Here is a 22,477-nt window from a genome sequence, read left to right as displayed (position 1 = left end):
GCCCAAGTCCACCCTCCTGAAGGGGTCTGTTTCCCCACCCAGGCAGTAATTCCCTGAACCACATTCCGGTTTCTTCCCATATTTCTAATCTCTGTTCCCAATCATCCTATATTGCAGCCGTGGCCTCCTTCAGCCACTCCCTTTCATCCTCCGTCAGATGGGGGCCAATCTTCTCATATACCTGTTTGTGATATTCATTGAGGAGCTTCACATCCCGCTCAGTCATCAGGGACTTCTCAACAGCGTCCAGGTCAATGGGCACATAGGTCAGGAATTCAAATTTAAGGAACTGACCATACTCATTCTTCTCGTCCTTTACACACAGGGTCAGGTTCTCCGTACGGATGCCGTGGCTTCCCTCTATATATAATCCCGGCTCATCGGATGTCACCATTCCCGGCTCCAGGACACCGTTGTCCTGACGTTCAGGAACCATTTTGAAACGGATTCCGTTGGGCCTCTCATGACAGCTTGAAAGATAGCTGACCCCATGGCCCGTACCGTGTTCAAAATTAAGTCCCCTGCTCCACAATGGCTCCCTTGCCACATAATCAATACTCAGCCCACGGCAGCCATGAAGGAACTTTACCGCCCCCAGGCGCAGCATGCTCATAAGCACCAGGGTAAAATGCTCCTTTTCTTCTGCTTTCAGCGGCCCCACCGCAATGGTCCTTGTGATATCGGTGGTGCCCTCATAATACTGGCCGCCGGAGTCAATCAGATACAGGCCCCTTGGCTCCAAAGGTATGTTGGTCTCCTCGGTTGCCGAGTAGTGGCACATGGCCCCATGTGCTCCGTATGCGGATATGGTAGCGAAGCTGGGACTGAGGCATCCTTCCTGCTGCTTACGCAGGTTTTCCATGTATTCACATACGCTGAGCTCATCCATGGGTATCTTCCCTATGTTTTTCTTCAGCCAGTAAATGAATTTTGTCACAGCCACCCCGTCTTTGATATGGGCTTTTTTCTCATTTTCAATCTCCACATCGTTCTTAACACACTTCATCAACGCAGTCGGATTCATTTTGTCTATTATTTTATTGGAACTGTCAAGCAGCCGATAGATGGCATAGTTTACCCGGCTTTTCTCCAGCAGTACCTTCTCATTCCTGAGACCTTCTACCATGTCGTACACTTTGTCATATGGACGTATGGTAACTCCAATCCCTTCCAGGTATTCCCTGGTGGTCGTGTCATCCGTGTTATCCAAATATGGATATGCCTTTCCATCTATCACATCCTCATTGATAAACAGATACAACTGATCCATGGTGAGGACTACATAGGACAGCACAACCGGATTATAAAGGATATCATCCCCACGGATATTTAAAAGCCATGCAATGTCATCCAGCGTGGTCAGCACATGGACGGTTGCGTGTGCCTTTTTCATGGCTTCACGCACATCTGCGATTTTATCCCTGCTGCATTTGCCCGCATACTGCGGCGCCAGCACCCAGGCCGGCTGTGCAGACAGGGCAGGGCGGTCCTCCCATATTTTTCCAATTAAGTCTTCCCCATAGGATATCCTGATATTCCTGTCCTCCAACAGATCTTCCAGGTTTAAACCAGCGGCCGCATTGACCACGCGGCCGTCAAATCCAAGACAGCCTCCGGCCGGAAGCTTCTGGTCCAGATATTCCTCAACCTCGGGAACGCCTTCATGCCCCATTTTCATCATGGTGACAGATGAACCTTCCAGCTCATGGGATGCCTGGACAAAATACCGGCCGTCCGTCCACAGACAGGCCTGGTCCATGGTAACCACGGCGGTTCCGGATGAACCGGTAAACCCGGTTATATATTTTCTGCATTTAAAATGCTCCCCCACATACTCTGTTTCATGATAATCTGCCGTAGGCACCAGATATGCGTCCATGCCCTGTTCTTTCATCAAGGCGCGGAGCGCGCTCAGTCTCTCCTGAATCACATTCATTATTGTTCCCTCTCTTTTCTTTGCTTATATTCTCTGACCCAAACCGGATTTAGACCGGATTCTGACGCATGGCATCCTCTATGGCCGCCCCAATCCCCTCATTATATGTGGGCTGCGCCCTCATGGCAAAGGACATTTCCTGCGCTGTCAGACCGTTGGCAATGGCCGTTGCGATTTCCCCAATCATATCCGTTGCCCTGGGGCACATCATTTGGGCGCCCACAATGGTATTGGAGTATGCCTCAAACAACAGCCGTATGAAGCCGTGCTCTTCGCCGGTAATAATGGATTTGCCATTATCCCTCATGGAAAAATGTCCGCAGCGCACTTTGAGTCCGTACTTTTTAGCTATCTCCTCCGTGATTCCCACAGTGGCAATCTCAGGGTCTGTATAAATACAGTTTGGCACAATTGGCAGCGATACAAACATGCCGTTTGGCACCACCTCAAGCTTGATGCTGTGGGGCCTTCCTGCAATCTTCTCCACCACATAGGTGCCCTGGGCAGCCGCCACATGGGCCAGCTGTGTCCTGGCAGCCACATCCCCGATGGCATATACGCCCGGCTCACTTGTCTCAAAATCACTGTCCACAGCAATCTTGCCGTCCTTCATGTCCAGGGAAATGTCTTTGCCTAAAAGCCGTGACACATCCGGCCGGCGGCCAATTGCCATCAGAATCTGCCCGGCCCGTGTCTTAACCGGTCCGCTTCCGTCATTTGGAGTAATGATGCAGCTTAAGCTGCCTTCCTCTTCCAGGATTTCCGTTACCGTTGCATCACAGTAAACCTTAATCCCTTTGCGCCTAAGCTCCTTTTCCAGTTCCACTGACATGACATCATCCATGGGCGCCATCAGGTGCTTCTGTTTTTCAACTATGGTCACCTGGGAACATAGGTTGTTGAACATAGTGGCAAACTCCACTGCAATCACGCCGCCGCCCATAATGGTCAGACGGTCAAAATTCCAGCTTTCCGCTGCCAGCAGCCGGTCGCTGTTCCATACCCCTGGCAGGTCGGCTCCCGGTATGTTGTTCATGATTGGGACAGCGCCTGTTGCCAGGATGACTGCATTTCCCTGAAGGAATTCGCGGCCCCCCTCTGCCAGCTCCACTTCCACGGTCCTGTCCCTGCGCAGCCTGGCGGTTCCATGGATAATATCCACATCCAGGCGCTCAAAGCCTGCTTCAATCCCTTCCCTGTACTTTGCCACTGCCTGCTTTTTATATTTCTGCATCTTGCCAAAATCAAATGCAATGAAATCCGTTGACACACCGAATGCATCGCAGTTCTGCATCATATGGAACATATCCGACGCATGGAGCAGCGCTTTGGTAGGGATACATCCGCGGTTCACACAGGTGCCTCCAATCTTCTTCGCTTCTATGAGCGCCACAGAAAGCCCAAACTGCGCAGCCTTAAAAGCAGCCGTATATCCTCCCGGTCCGGCGCCGATTATCACAACATCATAATTCCTAGCCATATGTAATCTCCCATCCTGTTATATTAAATCCATCCGAAATGCCTGCAGGCCTTCCATACCCCATCCCGGTCAATATCATCCGTAACATAATCCGCCACCATCTTCAGTTCCTCCACCGCGTTTCCCATGGCAATACCGATTCCCGCCTCCTGGACCACCTCGTAATCATTCATGCTGTCGCCAAATGCAACCGTGCGCTCCATGCTGATTCCATAGTGCTGGCAGATACGCAAAAGCCCTTTTGCCTTGGACGCTTCCCTCTCCACCACATCCGCTCCCATTTTTCCGGAAAACATGGGGAACTTGAATTCAGGGAAATGCTCCTCCAGCTCCTTTGCCCGGTCTGGCCCGCCTATATACACCAGGGTCCGCACCTGCAGTTCCATAAGCTCCCATCCATCCCTGAAGTTACGCTCCGACACACCCCAGCGAAGCTCATCCATACGCACAACCCCCTCGGGATGGATATAATAATCATATCCGCCTGTACCGATTCCAATGGAAATGCCATTTTCATCCGCATAGGCCAGAAGGCGCCCCAGACGCTCCTTATCCATTAAATGCTCATACAGGACCTTTCCCTCTGCAGCTACCTTCGTGCCATTCATATGGATGACAGCATCCGGCCTGATCATATCCCGATACATTGAGCTCATCTCGTGGTCCATGTTCCTGCCGCTGGCAATGACAATCACGGAGTCCTTTCTGAGACGCTCCAGTGTTTCCATTGCGCTGGACGGTATTTCCCATGTTGCATGGTCCAGCAGAGTCATGTCCAAATCAAAGCTGAATATCCGTTTTTTAACGGCATTTTCCTGTGTCATTTTACATTCTCCTGAATAAATTAAAATTAGGGCTTTTCAAAATGAAAAAACTTTGCTATAATACTAGAGGTTCACAAATAATAACGGAGTATGGCGTAGCTTGGTAGCGCGCTCGGCTGGGGGCCGAGAGGTCGCAGGTTCAAATCCTGTTACTCCGACTACAGAAACCCTTGATTTTACTGGAAGTCAAGAGTTTTTTATTATCCTCTTCGCAGTTTACATAAGTAACTCCCCTAACAGTTCTCCAACATCTTTTTATCAACTGGCAGTCCTGCAAATGAATCATTGTTATTATACCCCGAACATCGGTATTCTTCAAGACAATCTGAATAATGCAGTGAATTCATCTAAATATTCCGTATGATTCCTTCCATTCTACATGTTTATGTTTTTCACCTAAAGAACGGAGCCCTCTTAGCAGGCAAAACTATAACAAAAAATCCCTCCGGTGTGCAACACACACCGGAGGGGTAAGCCGTCCATACTGTACCTTCTAAATTTTAATAAGTCAATCATGCCGTGTCCGCTTGCGCCCCCATCTCTTCTGCCGTCAGCTTCCTTGTAAATTTCCCCATGAAAGCAAATACAATGTTTAATATAAACGATGTCCAGAAGGGAATCATGAAAAGGGTATATTCAAAGTTATTCACCCCCAGTACAGACAGGCAAAGCGCTCCGCTGGCAGACCATGGCAGCATGGCATTCCATAGGGCCCCGTTCATGGACATGGTTCTTGCAAGGACTTCCGGATGCACCCCCTTTTTCCGGTAGGCATCCTTATAGATGCTGCCGTTAAGCAGGCTGGAAACATTTGCGGAGCCAGTAAATGAAACCCCAATCAAGGTTGTAATGGATGTATACAATACCAGGAAACCGCTGTTCTCCACCTTTTTTAGCGCAGAATTCATGATCCGCTCCAGCATTCCCATCCGTTTGATGACGCCTGCAAAAGAAAATGCAAACAGAAGCATGATTATGGTTCCTGCAAAGTCCATGATTCCTCCCCTTGTTAAAAGGCCGTCCAAAAACTGGTCCCCCGTAGAACATACATATCCGGACCACATCATATTGGTAACCCCGCCCCAGGTCTCGCCCTGCAGAATGACAGCTTCCGCCATACCTATCAGTGAAGCAATGATTACTCCGGGCAATATCGGGAACTTTATAAACACAAGTGCAAATATCACCACCAGGGGAATAAGTGTCAGCACAGTAAGGTTAAACCCCTGGGCAAGGGAATTTATCAGGCTGTCCGCAGTATGGACCTGGGCCGTGCTAATAGTCATATTCATCCCTATAAAGAAATAGGCAACCGCACCTACAATCATCCCAGGAATAAAAGGAATCAGCGTACTTTTGATGGTACCAATGACATCAGCGGTACCTGCGCTGACGGAGGCAATGACCGGTACTTCATTGATAGGAGAAGCCACATCCCCTACAAAACAGCCGCTGACAATAGCCGCAGCAGCCAGCGGCGCAGGCACTCCCAAAGCTGTCCCGATTCCCATGAAAGCCAGGCCGATGGATGGCAGCAATGCCCAGGGCTGTCCCGTAAAAAAAGATGCAAAAGATGTAATCAAAAATGCCACAAAAAGAAATATGTCTGGATTCAATAATTTCAACCCCCAATAAAACAAAAAGGGAATGGTGCCACTGGCAATCCATGAAGCACTGATAAAACCAACAAACAGGCAGAAGAGCAAACCGAACAAAACCTCGGCTATTGTTTTTGTGATACTGTCAAAAAGAGAGTCCCAGGAGATTTTCAGTGCCAGCATTGCATAGGTACAGCATAAAACCAATGCCAGCAGAATGCCCATGGCGATAGGAAATTGTTTACTGAGTGCCGGATATCCTATAACAACAATAGACATGATAAATACCAAAACTGCTTCACCTAAATTTATCTGGCGTTCGGCTTTTATAACGTTTGCACCAGAATCATGTTTCTGATTTTTTTCAGACATTGTCTTTCCTCCTTAGCCTGCTTAATGGTTATCTTCAGGAAATGTTGTCCTTTGCCCGGTCAGATTAGTTTCGGCTGTGACCGCTTATCATATTAGAGCCAAGGTTGTTTTTTAGTATCTCTATTGAATCCTTACCTAATTCACGGCAAAGTATCTCCATTACTTTCGGGGCGCAGAATCCTCCCTGGCAGCGTCCCATGCCAGCCCGGAGACGGCGTTTGATACCATCAACCGTTTCAGCGCCGGGAATCCGGTGAATGGCCTGGACGATTTCAGCCTCTGTCACAGTTTCACACCGGCAAATAACCCTTCCGTAAAGAGGATTGGAAGAAATCATCCGTTCCCTTTCCTCAGGCGTGGCAGACGCAAAACAGGGAATAGCTGCCCGCTTACGGATATAGTGGTTTTTCCGTTCAAATACAATGCCGCTGTCCTCAAACATCATACGTACATACTTTCCAATCCCAATGCTTGTACCTATTCCATCGGAACGCATGCCGCTTACTTCAAAATACCCTTTTACCTTTTTTGAAAAACCAATGAAATAACCTTCCGGGGTCCTGGTTGGACGCAATCCGGAAAATTCAGTTATGGCATCGTCTAAATTCAAATTAGGGATGATGGCCCTTACGTCCTTTTCAATATCCTTTAACCCCTCATATGTTACTTTTGTATCCGATTTATCAGTGATATCCTCTGCCGTGGGCCCCACCAGCATATTGCCATGTGCGGTGGGCAGCATCAGCTTGCCGCGGGTGTAGGGGGTGGGCGCAGGCATTATGATATGGGACACCCTGCATTTTGTATTTTTGTCCAGTATAAAAAACTGACCTTTCCTCGGATGTACCGTAAAATCGGCCGTGCCTTCAAGCATTCTGGATATCTCATCGCTGTGCAGGCCGGCTGCATTGATTACCCATCGTGTCTGTATCCTGCCCTGGCTTGTGCTTATGTACCGGATTTCGCCATTCTCCACTTCTGCTCCCGTCACTTCACAGTTAAGGATGAACTCCACGCCATTGGCAGCACAGTTTTCAGCCTGGGCATATACCAGATCAAACGTATCCACCACCGTCTCCCTTGGGCTATAGATTGCCCCCAGCATTCCTTTTGCCAATTCCGGCTCCATTGCTTCAGCTTCATCCCTGCTCATGAACTCCACATCATAGTCACAGTTGGCTCTTGCATGCTCCAGCCTCTCTTTCAATACCTCCAATTGAAAACTGTCGTAGGCCGGCATGATACATCCGCAGGGATTATAACATATCTCCAAATCCCTAAGAACCCCGTCAAACATCATCCTCGATGCGTGGGAGAGCTGATACACCAGGCTTCCCGGGGTATTAGCATACCCCGTACCTATAATTGAACTACAGGCGGGCGTTGCATCCCCTCCCACATCGCCGTTTTTATCCACAACCAGAATCTTTATATTATAATGTGCAAATTCCCGGGCAATTGCAACGCCTACTGCTCCGCAGCCAATAATCAATATATCTGTCTTCATCATTTATCTATACCCTTTTTATACAGGTAGTTGCAACCACGTCAACTCCAGTGTCTGAAATATTATGTACAATCTGCTGATACATCCCTATGGGGGCCTCCATCTCCAGTAAGGTTATGACGCCCATACATTCTTTTATCTTATCCTTTGGGACAGGACCAGTTGTCCTCACAGAAAAGACAGGCTGCTCACCATGCCTTACCGCCACACTGGATGTGAGGGTGCGCACAGGGCATTTAAATTCATTTATTGCATACTCCTTACCTCTGGGACATCTGTTTCCTTTAACACTGCTAATATCTGTCCCTTTGCCCTCCACAACTATATTACAGCCAGAAGGGCAAATAACACATGTGATGTTTTTTGTCATTCCCGCTCCTCCTCCACACATATGGTAATATCCCCATCAACAGCCCGCATCATTTCCTTTGACAGGACCAGTTTATCCATTTCACCGGGACTTACACGGGCCGCCCTACGGGAAGTTATTACCTTGGGGCCACACAGAACGGACATTGTCACCTTATTCATGGGACGGCGCACCCTGAAGAATAGTTCAGCCTCATTTTCCGCACATGCAATCAGTTGTGGACAGACATAGCCCACCCCCCGGCCAGCGGCCGTATTGATATGTTTCATCTCAGGCAGTTTTCCCGCAGCATATAAAGCTGCGCTTCTTCCTGCAATCTCGCTTTCCCGGGTAACATTATCCACCAGATCATTGACATGCAGCACATTCCCACAGGCAAAAACCCCCTTGATGCTTGTCTGCATGAACTGATCCACAACAGGACCTTTTGTCGCAGCGGAAAGCTTAATGCCGGCATCCATGCTTATCTCATTTTCCGGAATTAGTCCCACTGATAACAGTACTGTGTCACATTCAATTATTTCCTCACTTCCCCTTACCGGCATTTTGTTATCGTCCACTTCACATATGGTCACGCTCTCAACTCTGTTTACGCCAGAAATATCAGTTATGGTGTGCGCTAATCTAAGGGGTATGCCAAAATCATCTAAACATTGGACTTTATTCCTGATAAGCCCGGACAGATAAGGAAGTATTTCTACAATAACCTTTACCTCTGCTCCCTCCAGCGTCATACGGCGTGCCATTATCATGCCAATATCACCTGAGCCCAGGATTACTATTTTCCTTCCTACCAGCTCTCCCTTTATGTTCAGCATACGCTGGGCAGCACCTGCGGTATATATTCCCGCTGCCCTGGTTCCCGGTATTTTGATGGCTCCCCGGGTTCTTTCCCTGCATCCCATGGCCAGAACAATGGCCTTTGCCTTCACTTCGAACATGCCTTTTTGTGGGCTGACCGCACAGATACATCCTTTTTCCAGACTCAGCACCATGGTGTCCAACATAATATTTATGTTGTAATCCACAGCCTTCCGGCAAAATCTGTATGCATACTCCGGCCCTGTCAGTTCCTCCCCAAAATATTCCAGACCAAAGCCTGGGTGTATACACTGCTGAAGTATTCCTCCCGGATGGGTATCCCGCTCAATGATAAGTATATTTTCCGCACCAGCCTCCCGCGCGGATATTGCGGCCGCAAGCCCTGCAGGTCCCGCGCCTATGATTGCTATGTCATATGTTTCCCTTTGTGCCATTGAACATTACCTTCCCTTTATTTTGTATGTATCCAATCCAGGCTTCGTTCTACTGCGCGATGCCATAACTCCACTGTTGTCTCACGCTGATCCTGGCTCATGGCAGGTTCAAAACGGTATTTTATATCCACACAATGTTTTATATCACTGAGTGCAGAAAATTCCCCTTGGGCGTAGGCAGAAAGGACAGCCGCCCCATAGGCACTCATTTCTTTTTCTTCAGGTACCTCTACCGGTAAATTAATTAGGTCGGCCTGAAGCTGCATGAGAAACTTATTCTCCACCATCCCGCCGTCAACGCGCACCCATTCAATGGGCAGGGATGATTCCTGTTTCATCACCTCAATAATATCCAGTACCTGCAAAGCAATGCTCTCCAGCATAGCCCGGACAATATGTTCTTTTCTTACTCCGCCGGTCAAGCCAATCATAAGGCCTCTGGCATACTGGTCCCACCAGGGCACAGCCAATCCGGAAAAAGCCGGAACAAACACAACTCCTGCACTGTCAGGAACAGACAGGGCCATTGATTCCGATTGGACCGGTTTTTCTAATAGATTAAGATTATTACACATCCAATCCAGACCGGCCCCGGCAATATAGGCGCTTCCGTTCAGGCTGTAACATTTTTTACCGTCAATCTGCCAGGGCAGGGCAGTCAGAAGTCCCTTTTTGGAAAATATAGGTCTATTTCCCACATTCAGATTCGCAAAACAGCCGGTTCCGTAGGAAACCTTAACGGTCCCCGGTTCAACACAGCCGTGGGCCAGAAGTGCAGAAGCCCCATCTGTTATGGATGCACAAACAGGTATGGAAACCCCAAAAAACACATCCGGGCTGGTATGGCCTTTTATAAAGCAGGTTTCTCCAATGGGAGGAAGAATGTCCGGGGGGATTTCAAACAGTTCCATCATCCTGTCATCCCAGTCAGCCTTCTCAATATCCATCAATAAGGTACGGCCCGCACTGCCTGGATCCGTAATGAATATTCCTCCTCCTGAAATCCGCCAGAGAAGATAGGTCTCCAGTGTTCCTGCACGCAGCTCCCCCCTGCGATGCATTTCCCTGACCCCCTCCACATTGTTAAGTATCCAGTTGAATTTGGAGGCACTGAAGTAAGCATCCGCATATAGGCCGGTTGTTTCCTCAATCTCCCCGCCATGTTCCCGGGCCAGATTGTTACACAGGTCGGCAGTACGTTTGTCCTGCCAGACAATCGCGTGATAGACCGTCTCACCTGTTCTGGCATTCCACATGGTACAGGTCTCCCCCTGATGATCCAGCCCAAGTCCTGCCAGTTCCTTAAAAGAGATTCCGGCATTTTGGACCGCTTCTTTACAGACCTCCAAAAGGGCCTTAAAGATTTCCTCCGAATCATGTTCAACCCAGCCAGGCCGGGGATATATCTGTGTATGCTTTTTATATCCCCTGCCCAGGACCTTCCATTTTCGGTCCAGCACAAGTGCGGTCGTACCAGTGGTTCCCTGATCAATTCCTAAATAATAATACCCCATCTTATTTTCCTCCGCTTAATTACTCCGCATACCAGGCCGTCACTTTTTAACGCACCACGGCCCTGGTATAAGGCAATGCCCAAAACACAAGAAGTATCACCGTAATGACGATTCCCAAAACAACGGATACCTGGGCATACTTAATGTTGCTTCTCAGTTCTTTTATATCCCGTTCTGTCTGAGGGCGTACGTGAAGCATTTTCCTGTAAGCATCTTCAGCGGGTGTAACCTTAGTAACAGCGGAACCAATCACCAGACCTAAAACCGATAGCCCCATTCCCAGGAATGCGCTGTCCAGATAAACAGGGACCCCTCCTCCCTTTAGCGTTGTAAACAGCTTTACCCCAAAGCATCCTGCAAATCCCAGGGACATACTTAGGATTGCACCATATTTATTGACCCGCCTGCTCCAGATACTGGCATAGGACATTGGAAGCCAGCAGCATGCCACCAGGGTAGCACCCAGATACATGATCCAAAACAGGGAGGGAGGATTGGCGTAAGCTAACAGAAAAACAATGGCTGAGGCTGCAACAATGGTAACCCTAGCCCAGAAAAGGCCATCCGACTTATCCTTTTTCCCCAATATATCCACTGTAAAGAATGACCCAATCAGAGAAAGGAAGGTGGTGGATGAGGAAATCCCCGCTGCCAGCATACCTGTAAGAAATACCACCCCAATAATGGTGGGCATCCTGTTCATGACAGTCCATAAAACCGCATGGCTCTGATTCTGGATGTCCGGATTAATCCTGTTGATAAATACGCCTGAAATATTTACCACAAATTCAATTAGAAAAAGGAAGATAGCTGCATAAGCGCCCGACCGTATGCATACGCTCTCATTCTTTGCCATCAGATAACGGCTTGACTGCCATGGCGCAATGCTTGCAATAGCTCCCCATACAATCCCATAACCGCAGGCCCAGATAAAATTCTGGATACCGGTAGGATACATATAATCAAGATTGCATGTCCAGGCCAGCAGCCCAGGCACCTTATCAAAATTTGCCAATGCCTCAATGGATGGAAACCAGCCGCCCGCAGCTTTTACAATAAATCCCAATCCAACAATGGAGGCCGATGAAAAAACGGCAAACATGATTGTGTCAGTCAGAAGCACCCCTTTTGAACCAGACAAAGCAGAAATCAGCGTGAATGTAATCATAACCAATACAATACATAAGATGTAAGGGGCGCCGGTAACAAAAGACATCAAGGTCCCCAACCCCTGTGTCACGGATAACAAATACACAACCATGGAAATAATTGCAATAACAGCTGACAGCTTCCTGACTGCTGTCGAATGAAAACGTACTCCATAGTATTCCGGAAGTGTTGTACAGCCGCTCCGCCGCAGATACCGTCCAAAGAAAACGGAGCCATAAATAGGACCTACCACCTTCATTGTAATAATGGTCAGAAGTGCCGCGAAGAAACCGGCATAACATTCACCGGCGTCCCCCATATACACCCCACATCCTATATATGAAGCAACGATGGATCCAACAATCAAGATAGTAGGCGCATTTCCTTCAGCAATATAGAAATCATTTGCACTTTTTAGTTTACGGCTTACCATGCCTCCGATAATAATATAAAGGGCCATGGAGATAACCATTCCTATAAAATAAATATTCATATTATATGCCTCATCTTCTGGTATTTGAGTCTGTTTCCTGATTCTCTTCTTCCAATTGTTTCAGTTCCCTTTTAAGTTTAATTGTTATTAACACACCAGACGCAGCAACCCAGCCGCCCAAAAAGAATGCCATAAAAATCTCCAAAGAACCCCTCCTTTAATTAATAAATCCATGTATTAGGTTGAATCATGCCTGCAGTTATATGACTAATTGCTCATTTATCTCACCCCCACATCCTTGTCTTTAAATCATTGACCTCCAATGATTTTTTATTAATTTTCACCATAAAACCATACTTTTATCAACATTATATGAATAATTCAACTATAAAACAAGTTAATTCAATTATAACAATCCTTGTATTAATGTCAATAATCATATTGTGTTTTTTGATTTTTTAGTCATTATAACAACATAATCCATAAATTATTATAGTTTTTTTCAATTTTAACGACCATATAATCATTTATAACATATCTTTTTTGGAACATTTAACTTCCCATCATTTAACCTTACAGAAAAAGGGGCAGAAATATCTTTGCTTTTTTGCCAAAAAAGGTATATGCAGTTGTTGAAATCATCTTTACATGATAAACTAGGCATAGAATTTCAGCAGCTTTATACTTCTATCACAAATGGAAAGGGGAACGCCTGATGCGACGCTCGAAAGAATATATGAATTCCAGATTAGAAGAACTAATTGACTATATTGAGCAAAATGGCAATGTAACTGTAACCGATTTGGTTGACAGATTCCACCTATCTCCCTCCACAGTGCGGAGGGCATTGGAGTCCCTAGAACAAAAAGGTCTGGCAATCCGCACGCATGGCGGTGTAAAATCGCTACAGAGAGAGAATTGTCTTTCTTTGGAGATTAAACCCAATGTAAATAACATTGTCCAAAAAAACAGAATTGCCCAAAGGGCACGAAAGTTAATCAAAAACGGAGATGTGATTGCCCTAGGATGCGGTTCCACAACCCTGTTTTTAGCCAAATTACTGCATGGCATGGACAACCTTACCGTTATAACCGACTCTGCTTATGTGGCGGTTGAGCTTATGGAAGAAGAAAATATAGAAATATATTTGAGCGGAGGAATCATTCACAGCAGGTCCGGCGCCGTCTACAGCGCACAGTGTAAAAATCTGTTTGAATCATCCCTTGTCAACAAGGTCTTTATCGGTGCTGACGGGATTTCCCTGGCCTCCCGCTCCATAACGGCCATGGCTCATCTTACGGAAGCAGAGCGTATGATCCTTACCTGCGGGGAAAAAGTTTATGTTTTGGCAGATAATAGTAAATTTGATAAGAAAACCGTCATTGAACGCCTGGCGTCTTTCAATGAATTTGACTATTTAATCACTGACAGAAAGCCTTCGGATGATATCATAGAAAAATTAGAGGAATACGATATAAAAGTTTTATATTAGCCCGATTGTTTGAATCCGGCTTATAAATACCATATATAACAAAGGCACTGCTTCAAAATCAATCCGCAGTGCCTGTTACATCCTTAATTACTATTTATCCGTCTATCTTTTTTTCAATCTCTTTCCTACTTATAAACAGCCAGCCCATCCATCAATATAACCGGGTCATCATAGAAATTGTCCGTCACCAGGGAAACCTCCACGCGCACCGTGTCCTGGCCGGTAATATCCGCACCGAAATAAATGGTCTTCTCATTATAATGGATATCCGGTGATGTATAAAGGACCGTGTCATTATCCCCGTACACCGTTATCTTTGCCATCAGGCCGCTGTCAAACTGGGATGACGGGGCCACGGCTCCTGCAAGCAGCTTGTACCCGCCCTTGGTGTCATACTTTACATAGCTGCCCTTTCCTTTCAGGCGGATTGCATTGGTCCAGCGTTCTCCGCTGGCATTCTTGCCGGATGTAATGATATTATATCCTTTTGTGGACAGTCCCTCCGACATGTTCTGAAGCAGGTATGGGGTATTAAGGTCCATGGTATTGGCAGGCTCTACCTGTCCCTCTGCCGGAATCCATACGCCGTCCTGGCCGATCTGGCGTCCGTCAATTGTTGTATTGACCGCCATTGCCCCGTTGGGAAGCAGGAAATACCACTTGTCGTTATCCTTGAACCATCCGTTCTGCATAACGCCTGACTGGTCCATATAATACCATACGCCGTTTATCTGCTGCCAGCCGGTCTTCATATAACCATCTTTATCAAGATAGTACCAGTTTCCATTATCCTTTACCCACTCATTGTAAGCAAATTTGTTTGCGCCTCTCTGATATTTCCATTGATCGTTCACATATTTCCATGTACCTGCATAGGCGGGTACTGCCATAATCACACTCAGCGCCAAAGCTGCCAATGTCATTGCCATACGTTTCTTCATGTTGGATCTCCTTTCATCAACCACCGCATCTGCCTTGTTCAGGGCAGAATCTAAACTTCCTGCACTTGTTACATTATAATTCATTATCCATTTTTATGCAACTGTGTCTTTATTCCAGCAAAACCGAACCAAAAAGGCATTGTCCCTGTTTCGTCATAAGAACAATGCCCTTCCATATCCTGTCCATATTATGTATTTAAAATGTTGGCTGCATCAGGTATTCTTCATGATTACGCTTTCCACGATATCCGCCACATGCTCACAGGCATCGCAGCACTTTTCCAGGTAAGAGTAAATCTCCCTCCATGCAATGATCTGAATGGGGTCTTCCTCTTCTGTGTGGAGCTTGCGCATAGAATCGATGAACAGGCGGTCCCCCTCCTCTTCCAGGGCGTTTATCTCAATAATCAGCCCGTGCAGTGTCTTGGACTTCTGGAAGTCGCAGAACTCCTCCATTACTTCCTTTAACGCCTGGCAGCAGCGGATGATTACTTTTGTAAATGCAACCGCTTCCGGCTTGATGCTATGTACATTATTGATGTAAATGCGGATCAGCACATCCTCAATCTTGTCTGTCACCTCATCAATGCCCTGGCTCAAAAGTATGATGTCCTCGCGCTCAATTGGTGTGATGAATGCCTTGACCAGCACGCCCATCATCTCATGCTTTTTCTTGTCCGCATCATGTTCAATCTGATGAAGCTCATCCAGCTTCTGCTGCAGGCATCCCGCATCAAAACTCATCAGGTTTTCCTCCAGCATCTTTGCCGCCTCGCAGCCGCACTGGACACATTCTATAAAATTCTGAAAATAGTAACTATCGCTTTTCTTAGACATCTCATTTTCTCCTTTATCTAACCGTGGAACAGCATCATGAACAGTTTAGCTATGAGGAATCCTATGAGGCCGCAGCCCGGGAATGTCATGATCCAGGTCATGACCATATCCTTAACCACCCCGAAGTTAATGGCGGAAAGCCGTTTCACAGCGCCTACGCCCATGATGGCAGTGGTCTTGGTGTGGGTGGTGCTCACAGGGATACCAAACAGGGAAAAGCCAAGCAGACAGGCGGCTCCTGCCATATCAGCGGAAAAGCCCTGATATTTCTCCAGGCGGACCATATCCATGCCAACGGATTTAATGATTTTCTTTCCTCCGATGGAAGTTCCCAGCGCCATGGCCGCGGAACCCAGAAGCAGCATCCACAGCGGAAAACGTACGCCTGCCGTACTGCTGCTGCCGTTTACCATACAGATTCCAAGAAGCATGACACCCATGAATTTCTGGCCGTCCTGGGCGCCGTGCATGAAGGCCATGGCCGCTGCCGCGCCGATCTGTGCATATTTGAAGAATCCGGTGGTCCTGCGCCTGTCCATGTTACGGCATGTCCAGGAAACCAGCCTGCAGGAAAAATATCCGCTGAAAAATCCAAGCAACACGGAAAATGCCAGTCCATAAACCACCTTCATCCACTCAGTCCCATTGATGGCTGAGAGTCCGCCCCGGATTGCAATGGCCGCACCTGTAAGGCCGGCAATCAATGCATGGCTCTCACTGGTAGGACAGCCAATGGACACTGCAAAGGATGACCACACCACAATGGAAAACAGGGCCGCGCACAATGCCACCAGGGCAATGGAAGTATCATCCCCAAAATTAACCATGTTGGTAATGGTGGAAGCAACCGTTGCATTAATCATGGTCATGACCACGATTCCGGCGCAGTTACACACAGCAGCCATGACAATAGCGACATTGACGTCCAGGGACCTGGTTGATACACAGGTGGCAATGGCATTGGGCGCGTCCGTGATACCATTCACACAGATGACCCCCAAGGTCAGCAGCACCGTTATCAATAAGGCCGGATTCGTCACCAGCTGCCGCAGGAAAAAGGAAAACGACATATCCATAATTCTTTTTTACCTACTCTCTTATTCATTTACTTTATCTTTACGTAAATTTTACATACTCACGGATTTAATTCTAGCACGGTTTTAAATAGTAGTAAAGTTTTAATTTCATTAACATGGAAGGAAGATAATCAAAAATAGATAATGCGGGGGCCGATGATATCCAATATCGGATATCATCGGCCCTCTGCCTTTTTTACCTGTTTTTACTGCATCAAATTGCCTATTGCTATTTTCCATTTTCGGTAAATAGGTATTTTTTTAATCCTACCCCCTGAAAAACACAACCAGAAGATATCCCAGCGTCAGGCAAAGCCCAATACAAAACAGCATAAGTCCAAATGAAAAACTTTCCTCCACCAGCTTTCCGGTACGTTTCAGCACTTCCTCCCCCTCAATGAGGCGCGGGATGACAGAACCGTTCCTTTCCCGTCCTTTTCTTCTTCCCGGCAGGCGGCGCCCCAGGCTGGCCACATAATCAATAAAATGTCCCAATATAAAAGCAGACCTGTCATTTCCCCACCGGACCATTTCCCCGTTCCTCTGCCGGTGGGTAGTCTTCCTGGCCAGCAGGATAAGGCCGTCCGCCATATGGTCAAGTGCCCGGCACAGGACCGCTGATACCTGAAGGAAGAGATTCACAGCCGTGGACACCAGATACCGGTCTACAAACCGGAAAACAGCTCCGAATATACCGGGAAGCGCCACTGCCAGGATGGGACGGTAGATTAATTCCTCTAAATCCAACCACTTAGGCCAGCGGTCCACATACCTGTACAAGTACAAACCGCACATTTTCCCGTTGACTTCGCGGTTGATTCTGCTGTTGACTCCGCTGTTGTTTCCGCTGTTAACTTCACTGTTGTTTCCACTGTTAACTCCACTGTTGTTTCCGCTGTTGCCCCCGCTGTTGTTTCTTCTGTTGACTCCGCTGTTGATTTCACTGTTAACTCCGCTGTTAATCCCGCTGTTGTTTCCACTGTTGTTTCCGCCGTTAACTCCGCTGCTGCTTCCACCATTATCCCACCGTACCTCCGGCTGTTCCCCGGATTCCGCCTTCTCCATCAGCAGGCCCCGCACCACAGCCATATACAGCACGATTCCTATGCCAATGGTTATGGCGGCCCCCTTCAGATTCCCGGCCGCAAAGTAAGAAACCTTATGTCCCAGCAGGTTCCCCTGAAAAAATCCCTGCCCCAAATCCGCCGCCCGGTCCATGAACAGCTGCGGGCATGACCCAAACACAGGAATCACAGACGCGCAAACGCACAGCACCGTGCGGCTCACCGGATTCATATAGCCAGAGGACATGGCATCAAATTCCTGCTGCCGCACCGGATGCCGGTCCACGAAAAGAACAATGAACAGCTTCAGCATATAAGCCAGGGTCATCCCGCCCGTTAACAGGAACAGCCACTCTGCCGCCTTCCATACGGCAGGCGCTCCAAGAACCGCACTTATTCCATAACTCCAGCCGGCAGGATGGACTCCCCCTCCCGCGGACCCAATCAGGCTGCCGGATGCCGGTCCCATTCCCCGCGCCAGCATTTCCCCGTATTCCACAATCCCTTCATGGAGCAATGTCTTGCTCACATATCCGCTCCACATGGGAATCCCGCTGATGCCCAAGGCCCCCATAAGGAAACAGAACAATAGGGCCGGTTTCTTCCTTCCGAATCCCCTTATGTCGTTCAGGTCCAGCTGGTGCAGGTTCATGAACACCACCCCGGCGCAAAGAAACAGTACCAGCTTAAACATGGAATGGTTCACCATGTGGAGGAAGGTGCCGCGGACCGCCAGCCCATTACCTTGGCCGGCGGACTTTAGAAGGCAGCACATCCCTATCCCTGTGAGGATGAATCCAATCTGCGACACAGAGGAGCAGGCCAGCGTCCGCTTGAGATTAACGGAAAACAGGGCAAGCAGGGCGCCCAGAAACATGGTGATGAACCCCAGCACCGCAACCAGCAGGCCCCAGTTCCCATCTGTCCCGAACATCACACAGGACACAACCACGATTCCGAACACACCGGCCTTTGTCAGTATACCGGACAGCAGTGCGCTGGCAGGAGCCGGCGCCACCGGATGCGCCTTGGGCAGCCAGATATGGAGCGGGAAGCAGCCGGCCTTGGCGCCGAACCCGAACAGCAAAAGCCCTCCGGCCGCATACAGCCTGCCGGTACCTCCGGAGCCATATACCCCATTACCGGATAATACCTCCTCCACTGCCCGGCCCAGTCCATCCATCTCCAGTGTGCCGGTCATATCATACAGGAGGAACAGTCCCATAAGCATGACAAGTCCGCCGATTACCGCTACTGCCAGGTAGGTTTCCGCCGCCCTCAGGCTTTCCTTCTTTTCATCAAAGGCCACCCACACATAGGAGGTAAATGACATGATTTCAAAGAATATGAATGTGGTATACAGATCCGCTGAAAGGAAAACGCCTGCCGTTGCCAGGAAGGTTATCCAGAAAAAAACATAGTATCTTCTGCGATTCCCATAATGCCTCATATATTCCAGGGAAAACAGGCCGCACACGGCCCACATCACAATGGCTATGAGCACGTAAATAATCCTGAACCCATCCAGTCTCAGGTGCATCCCCATGCCGCAGAATCCCGGGATTACCAGGTCCATTGTATCGTTCATCCTGCCTTACCTCCTATTGCCCGCAATACCTTCATCAGCGGAACCGGGTGGAACCCGAAACAGATAATCACGCCTGCAAATATCACAAGGGGAACCAGCATCATCCAGTTAGGGTCCGTCACCTCCGCGCCGGTTATCGTCCCCTGCTTTGGGACATACGCCCTTACCAGGACCGTAAACATGTAAACCGCTGTCATTAACGCTGAATACAGCAGCACACACGCCCCTGCATAGGGAAGCCAGTATCCCCCCTTCCCTGCCTGGTTCAGGAACCGACCGCAGTCAAACGCAGATTGGGCAATGTTCCATTTACTGATGAATCCTGCAAAGGGAGGGATTCCCGCCAGGGATATGCTGGCAATGGTAAGGCAGGCAAAGGTAACCGGCATTTTGAAGGCCATGCCGTCCAGCTCATGGACATATGTTTTCCCGGACTGGTGCATCACTGCCCCTGCGCAGAAAAAGGAACAGATTTTCATAAATGCATGGAACACCATATGGCTCAGCGCCGCAATCAGGCCCAGTGGGCTCATCATGGCGGTTCCAAGAAGGATATAGGAAAGGTTGCTGATGGTGGAATAAGCCAGCCTCCGCTTCCAATGAACCTCCCTAACCGCCATGGTGGAGCCGTAAACCACTGTGGCCATGGCTGCCCCCATGACAATATACTGGGCAAAACTCCCCCTTAAAAGGGCGGTGCCAAAGCTATAGTAGGTCAGGCGCATCACTGCAAATGCGCCTGACTTCACCACTGCCACGGCATGGAGCAGGGCCGTGACCGGCGTGGGCGCGGCCGTGGCGTCCGGCAGCCATCCATGGCAGGGAAACAGCGCTGCCTTTACGCCAAAACCGAAAAATGCCAGCACATACACAAACAGAAGCGTCCGCCTCTGCGCCGGGTCCGCCCCTGCATCCATGATTCCCCCCGGGATAAACTGGGTATTGCCCGTGGTGGAAAAGTTAAGGACGAATATAATTCCGATAAATGCAAAAGCCGCGCCGCCAATGGCATAATACAGATACTTCCTGCTGGCCCGCACCGCTGCCTTTGTCATGGGATGAAGCACCAGCGGAAACGTCACAAGGGTCAGCAGTTCATAAAACAGGTACAGGGTCACCAGATTCCCTGCAAACGCAATCCCCACCGTCACACCATAGGTCATCAGATAGTAGGAAAAGAAAACCGTCTGCCTCTCCTCATTCCTCATATATTCAAAGGAATACAGCACCGCCAGGGGCCACAGGAACGCAATCAGCCCGGCAAACACGCTGCCCAGGCCGTCCAGGCTGAACATGACCCTCAAATCCCCATACAGCTTAAACAGCACCATCTGCTCACCGGTTCCCGCCTTATGGACAATCAGCCAGCCGATGACCAGGCTGTTCACCAGGGTGATTCCTTCCACCAATAGCGCCAGCCGCCTGTACCGGAAGACGGCATTTCCCTTAAAATGATTCATAATCAGCAGGACCACACCCCCAAGAATGGGAAGGAGCGCCGGAACCGCCAGTAACATTCTGCTCATATGCCAACCTCCGTCAAAGCACTGCAGCTGCAATGGACTCCAGCATGGATATCAATTGTCCGGGAAAGCAGCCAAAGAGGATTGCCCCTGCGGTCAGAACCAGCATGGGAACCGTCATAAGCCAGGAAGGCTCCTGGCCCCCAAGTCCCCTGGACCGTATCTCCCCCTCATCAAAACCAGCCCCCGGAAAGAACCCCCGTATGGCCAGGGGCAGAAGATACCCAGCTGTCAGCAGTGCGCTGATTAACAGGATGATTGGCCCAAGCCAGGACCAGACACCTGTACCAGAAGCCAGGGCCCCTGTGGCAAGATACCATTTGCTTACAAAACCGCTGGCCGGGGGAATCCCGATCAGGGCCAGGGAAACCAGGGTATAACATCCCAGCATCACGGGCATCACCCGTCCCAGTCCGTCCATTTCCCGGGTCCTGGTCCACCCGGTTTTAAAGATGATGGCCCCGGCTGCCAGGAACAGCCCGTTCTTTACCAGGGAGTGGAATACCACATGTGACAAAGCCCCTACAAAGCCCGCCGCGTTAAATAGTCCCAGGCCAAATAAGATATACGACACCTGGCTCACCGTGGAATACGCCAGGCGTTTCTTGAGCACCGGCTCCTTATACGCCAGCATGGACCCCATGAATACAGTGAGAAGTGTAAGGAACATCCACACATCCTGCACCCATGTCCCCCTCAGACGGTCCGGCCCCACAATGTAGTACGCAACCCTGATAACCGCCAGCACGCCCGACTTGGTAATCAGCCCTGAAAGCACGGCGCTGGCAGGCGCCGGGGCCACCGGATGGGCTGTGGGCAGCCAGCCGTGCAGGGGAAACATGCCCGCCTTTGTCCCAAACCCCACCAGCATACAGCACACAGCGCCTAAGAACAGCCCCTCATGGCCATTTATAGACAATCCCATGGAAACCCCGCCCGGTGTGAACGTCAGGCTCCCCGCCGCACCGTACAGGTAAAATATGCCAAACAGCGCAAGGAATGCGCCTGCCACGGAATAGAACAGGTATTTAAGCCCTGCCATCACCGCTTCCTTTGTCATCTCATGAAGCACCAGGGGCAGGGAAGTCAGGGTCATCATCTCATAACATACGTAGAAGGTGACCAGGTTGGCAGAAAAATCAAGCGCGGTCAGGACTCCCAGCACAATCAGGTAAAAACCGAAAAAACGGAATTCATCCCTTTCATGGGTCATATAGGAAATGGAATATATCCCCACCAGCAGCCATACCCCTGATGTCAGGGCTGCAAACAGACGGCTAACCCCATCCACTGCCAGGGCGACCGTTATATCCTCCGTCATCTGCCACAGCGTAAGCCTCCCCCCTGTCATCAGGGCCGCCCATGTCAGGATGACGCCCACGGCCAGGGTACCGGACACGGCTGCAATCAGCAGCTTCCTGTTTTTTCTGAATCCCTTTGCCGTCAGGACCAGGCTTCCCATAACAATGGGGAGCAGGATTGGCAAAAGCAATAACACATTTCCGTCCATATGGTAT

17 protein-coding genes and 1 tRNA gene are annotated in these 22,477 nt (G+C 49.1%); 2 read left to right on the top strand and 16 right to left on the bottom strand.

Annotated elements, in window-relative coordinates; translation table 11 throughout:
- Window positions 1–106 precede the first annotated feature (106 nt).
- Genes DWX59_RS19840 through DWX59_RS19830 form a run of 3 tightly spaced genes read right to left on the bottom strand, consistent with a single transcriptional unit; the run spans window position 107 to window position 4,240 of the window.
- Entirely contained in the window at window positions 107–1,936 is a 1,830-nt protein-coding gene (locus tag DWX59_RS19840) for an aminopeptidase P family protein (RefSeq protein WP_117560933.1), read from the bottom strand.
- Between the two features lie 49 nt (window positions 1,937–1,985).
- Window positions 1,986–3,416, bottom strand: coding sequence for a dihydrolipoyl dehydrogenase (lpdA, locus tag DWX59_RS19835; protein ID WP_117560932.1), 1,431 nt, complete (start codon window positions 3,414–3,416; stop codon window positions 1,986–1,988).
- A gap of 23 nt (window positions 3,417–3,439) precedes the next feature.
- Window positions 3,440–4,240, bottom strand: coding sequence for a Cof-type HAD-IIB family hydrolase (locus tag DWX59_RS19830; protein WP_117560931.1), 801 nt, complete (start codon window positions 4,238–4,240; stop codon window positions 3,440–3,442).
- 84 nt (window positions 4,241–4,324) lie between these two features.
- On the opposite strand from DWX59_RS19830, the gene DWX59_RS19825 reads away from it, so the two are divergent.
- Window positions 4,325–4,398, top strand: a tRNA-Pro gene (locus tag DWX59_RS19825).
- Window positions 4,399–4,752: 354 nt separating this feature from the next.
- Here the strand turns inward: DWX59_RS19825 and DWX59_RS19820 are convergent.
- The 7 genes from DWX59_RS19820 to DWX59_RS29670 all read right to left on the bottom strand — a co-directional run bounded on the left by DWX59_RS19820 (window position 4,753) and on the right by DWX59_RS29670 (window position 12,644).
- Complete coding sequence (locus DWX59_RS19820; protein ID WP_207660450.1) at window positions 4,753–5,832, bottom strand: Na+/H+ antiporter NhaC family protein; 1,080 nt, start codon at window positions 5,830–5,832, stop codon at window positions 4,753–4,755.
- Between the two features lie 442 nt (window positions 5,833–6,274).
- Window positions 6,275–7,720, bottom strand: coding sequence for an NAD(P)/FAD-dependent oxidoreductase (locus DWX59_RS19815; RefSeq protein ID WP_117560929.1), 1,446 nt, complete (start codon window positions 7,718–7,720; stop codon window positions 6,275–6,277).
- A gap of 4 nt (window positions 7,721–7,724) precedes the next feature.
- A complete protein-coding gene (locus DWX59_RS19810; protein WP_117560928.1) occupies window positions 7,725–8,087 on the bottom strand; it encodes a DUF1667 domain-containing protein in 363 nt (120 codons plus the stop codon).
- Window positions 8,084–9,343: an NAD(P)/FAD-dependent oxidoreductase gene (locus DWX59_RS19805; protein WP_117560927.1), complete on the bottom strand. Its 1,260-nt coding sequence runs from the start codon at window positions 9,341–9,343 to the stop codon at window positions 8,084–8,086. Before DWX59_RS19805 ends, DWX59_RS19810 begins: the two co-directional genes overlap by 4 nt.
- A 17-nt stretch (window positions 9,344–9,360) precedes the next feature.
- Window positions 9,361–10,857 (bottom strand): FGGY family carbohydrate kinase, encoded by a 1,497-nt coding sequence (locus DWX59_RS19800; protein WP_117560926.1) that lies wholly within the window; start codon window positions 10,855–10,857, stop codon window positions 9,361–9,363.
- Between the two features lie 46 nt (window positions 10,858–10,903).
- Window positions 10,904–12,499: a sodium:solute symporter family protein gene (locus DWX59_RS19795; RefSeq protein ID WP_117560925.1), complete on the bottom strand. Its 1,596-nt coding sequence runs from the start codon at window positions 12,497–12,499 to the stop codon at window positions 10,904–10,906.
- A gap of 10 nt (window positions 12,500–12,509) precedes the next feature.
- On the bottom strand, window positions 12,510–12,644 hold the full coding sequence (locus DWX59_RS29670) for a hypothetical protein (protein WP_268878115.1): 135 nt from the start codon (window positions 12,642–12,644) through the stop codon (window positions 12,510–12,512).
- A 531-nt stretch (window positions 12,645–13,175) separates the two neighbouring features.
- Between DWX59_RS29670 and DWX59_RS19790 the strand changes: the two genes are divergently transcribed.
- Window positions 13,176–13,931, top strand: coding sequence for a DeoR/GlpR family DNA-binding transcription regulator (locus DWX59_RS19790; protein ID WP_166460272.1), 756 nt, complete (start codon window positions 13,176–13,178; stop codon window positions 13,929–13,931).
- A 125-nt stretch (window positions 13,932–14,056) separates the two neighbouring features.
- Here DWX59_RS19790 and DWX59_RS19785 read toward each other — a convergent pair whose 3' ends face one another.
- The 6 genes from DWX59_RS19785 to DWX59_RS19760 all read right to left on the bottom strand — a co-directional run bounded on the left by DWX59_RS19785 (window position 14,057) and on the right by DWX59_RS19760 (window position 22,470).
- Window positions 14,057–14,872 carry an NPCBM/NEW2 domain-containing protein gene (locus DWX59_RS19785; RefSeq protein ID WP_117561002.1) on the bottom strand — a complete coding sequence of 272 codons (816 nt, stop codon included), beginning with the start codon at window positions 14,870–14,872 and terminating at the stop codon, window positions 14,057–14,059.
- A gap of 213 nt (window positions 14,873–15,085) precedes the next feature.
- Window positions 15,086–15,709 carry a DUF47 domain-containing protein gene (locus DWX59_RS19780; protein WP_117560923.1) on the bottom strand — a complete coding sequence of 208 codons (624 nt, stop codon included), beginning with the start codon at window positions 15,707–15,709 and terminating at the stop codon, window positions 15,086–15,088.
- Window positions 15,710–15,726: 17 nt separating this feature from the next.
- Window positions 15,727–16,785, bottom strand: a complete 1,059-nt coding sequence (locus DWX59_RS19775; protein WP_117560922.1) for an inorganic phosphate transporter — start codon at window positions 16,783–16,785, stop codon at window positions 15,727–15,729.
- A gap of 267 nt (window positions 16,786–17,052) precedes the next feature.
- Window positions 17,053–19,437, bottom strand: coding sequence for a complex I subunit 5 family protein (locus DWX59_RS19770; protein ID WP_117560921.1), 2,385 nt, complete (start codon window positions 19,435–19,437; stop codon window positions 17,053–17,055).
- Entirely contained in the window at window positions 19,434–20,963 is a 1,530-nt protein-coding gene (locus DWX59_RS19765; RefSeq protein ID WP_117560920.1) for a complex I subunit 5 family protein, read from the bottom strand. The genes DWX59_RS19770 and DWX59_RS19765 overlap by 4 nt, the downstream gene beginning before the upstream one ends.
- A gap of 13 nt (window positions 20,964–20,976) precedes the next feature.
- Window positions 20,977–22,470: a complex I subunit 5 family protein gene (locus DWX59_RS19760; RefSeq protein ID WP_117560919.1), complete on the bottom strand. Its 1,494-nt coding sequence runs from the start codon at window positions 22,468–22,470 to the stop codon at window positions 20,977–20,979.
- Window positions 22,471–22,477: the final 7 nt, after the last annotated feature.

It is taken from the genome of Enterocloster aldenensis (genome assembly GCF_003434055.1).
GTDB lineage: Bacteria > Bacillota > Clostridia > Lachnospirales > Lachnospiraceae > Enterocloster > Enterocloster aldenensis.
This window is presented reverse-complemented; position numbering and strand designations above follow the sequence as displayed.

Coding starts and splice junctions, on each gene's coding strand:
- DWX59_RS19840 (WP_117560933.1), bottom strand. CDS start 1,936: ATGAATGTGATTCAGGAGAGACTGAGCGCGCTCCGCGCCTTGATGAAA.
- DWX59_RS19815 (WP_117560929.1), bottom strand. CDS start 7,720: ATGATGAAGACAGATATATTGATTATTGGCTGCGGAGCAGTAGGCGTT.
- DWX59_RS19760 (WP_117560919.1), bottom strand. CDS start 22,470: ATGGACGGAAATGTGTTATTGCTTTTGCCAATCCTGCTCCCCATTGTT.
- lpdA (WP_117560932.1), bottom strand. CDS start 3,416: ATGGCTAGGAATTATGATGTTGTGATAATCGGCGCCGGACCGGGAGGA.
- DWX59_RS19775 (WP_117560922.1), bottom strand. CDS start 16,785: ATGGATATGTCGTTTTCCTTTTTCCTGCGGCAGCTGGTGACGAATCCG.
- DWX59_RS19800 (WP_117560926.1), bottom strand. CDS start 10,857: ATGGGGTATTATTATTTAGGAATTGATCAGGGAACCACTGGTACGACC.
- DWX59_RS19770 (WP_117560921.1), bottom strand. CDS start 19,437: ATGAACGATACAATGGACCTGGTAATCCCGGGATTCTGCGGCATGGGG.
- DWX59_RS19795 (WP_117560925.1), bottom strand. CDS start 12,499: ATGAATATTTATTTTATAGGAATGGTTATCTCCATGGCCCTTTATATT.
- DWX59_RS19805 (WP_117560927.1), bottom strand. CDS start 9,343: ATGGCACAAAGGGAAACATATGACATAGCAATCATAGGCGCGGGACCT.
- DWX59_RS19785 (WP_117561002.1), bottom strand. CDS start 14,872: ATGAAGAAACGTATGGCAATGACATTGGCAGCTTTGGCGCTGAGTGTG.
- DWX59_RS19830 (WP_117560931.1), bottom strand. CDS start 4,240: ATGACACAGGAAAATGCCGTTAAAAAACGGATATTCAGCTTTGATTTG.
- DWX59_RS19790 (WP_166460272.1), top strand. CDS start 13,176: ATGAATTCCAGATTAGAAGAACTAATTGACTATATTGAGCAAAATGGC.
- DWX59_RS19810 (WP_117560928.1), bottom strand. CDS start 8,087: ATGACAAAAAACATCACATGTGTTATTTGCCCTTCTGGCTGTAATATA.
- DWX59_RS19765 (WP_117560920.1), bottom strand. CDS start 20,963: ATGAGCAGAATGTTACTGGCGGTTCCGGCGCTCCTTCCCATTCTTGGG.
- DWX59_RS19780 (WP_117560923.1), bottom strand. CDS start 15,709: ATGTCTAAGAAAAGCGATAGTTACTATTTTCAGAATTTTATAGAATGT.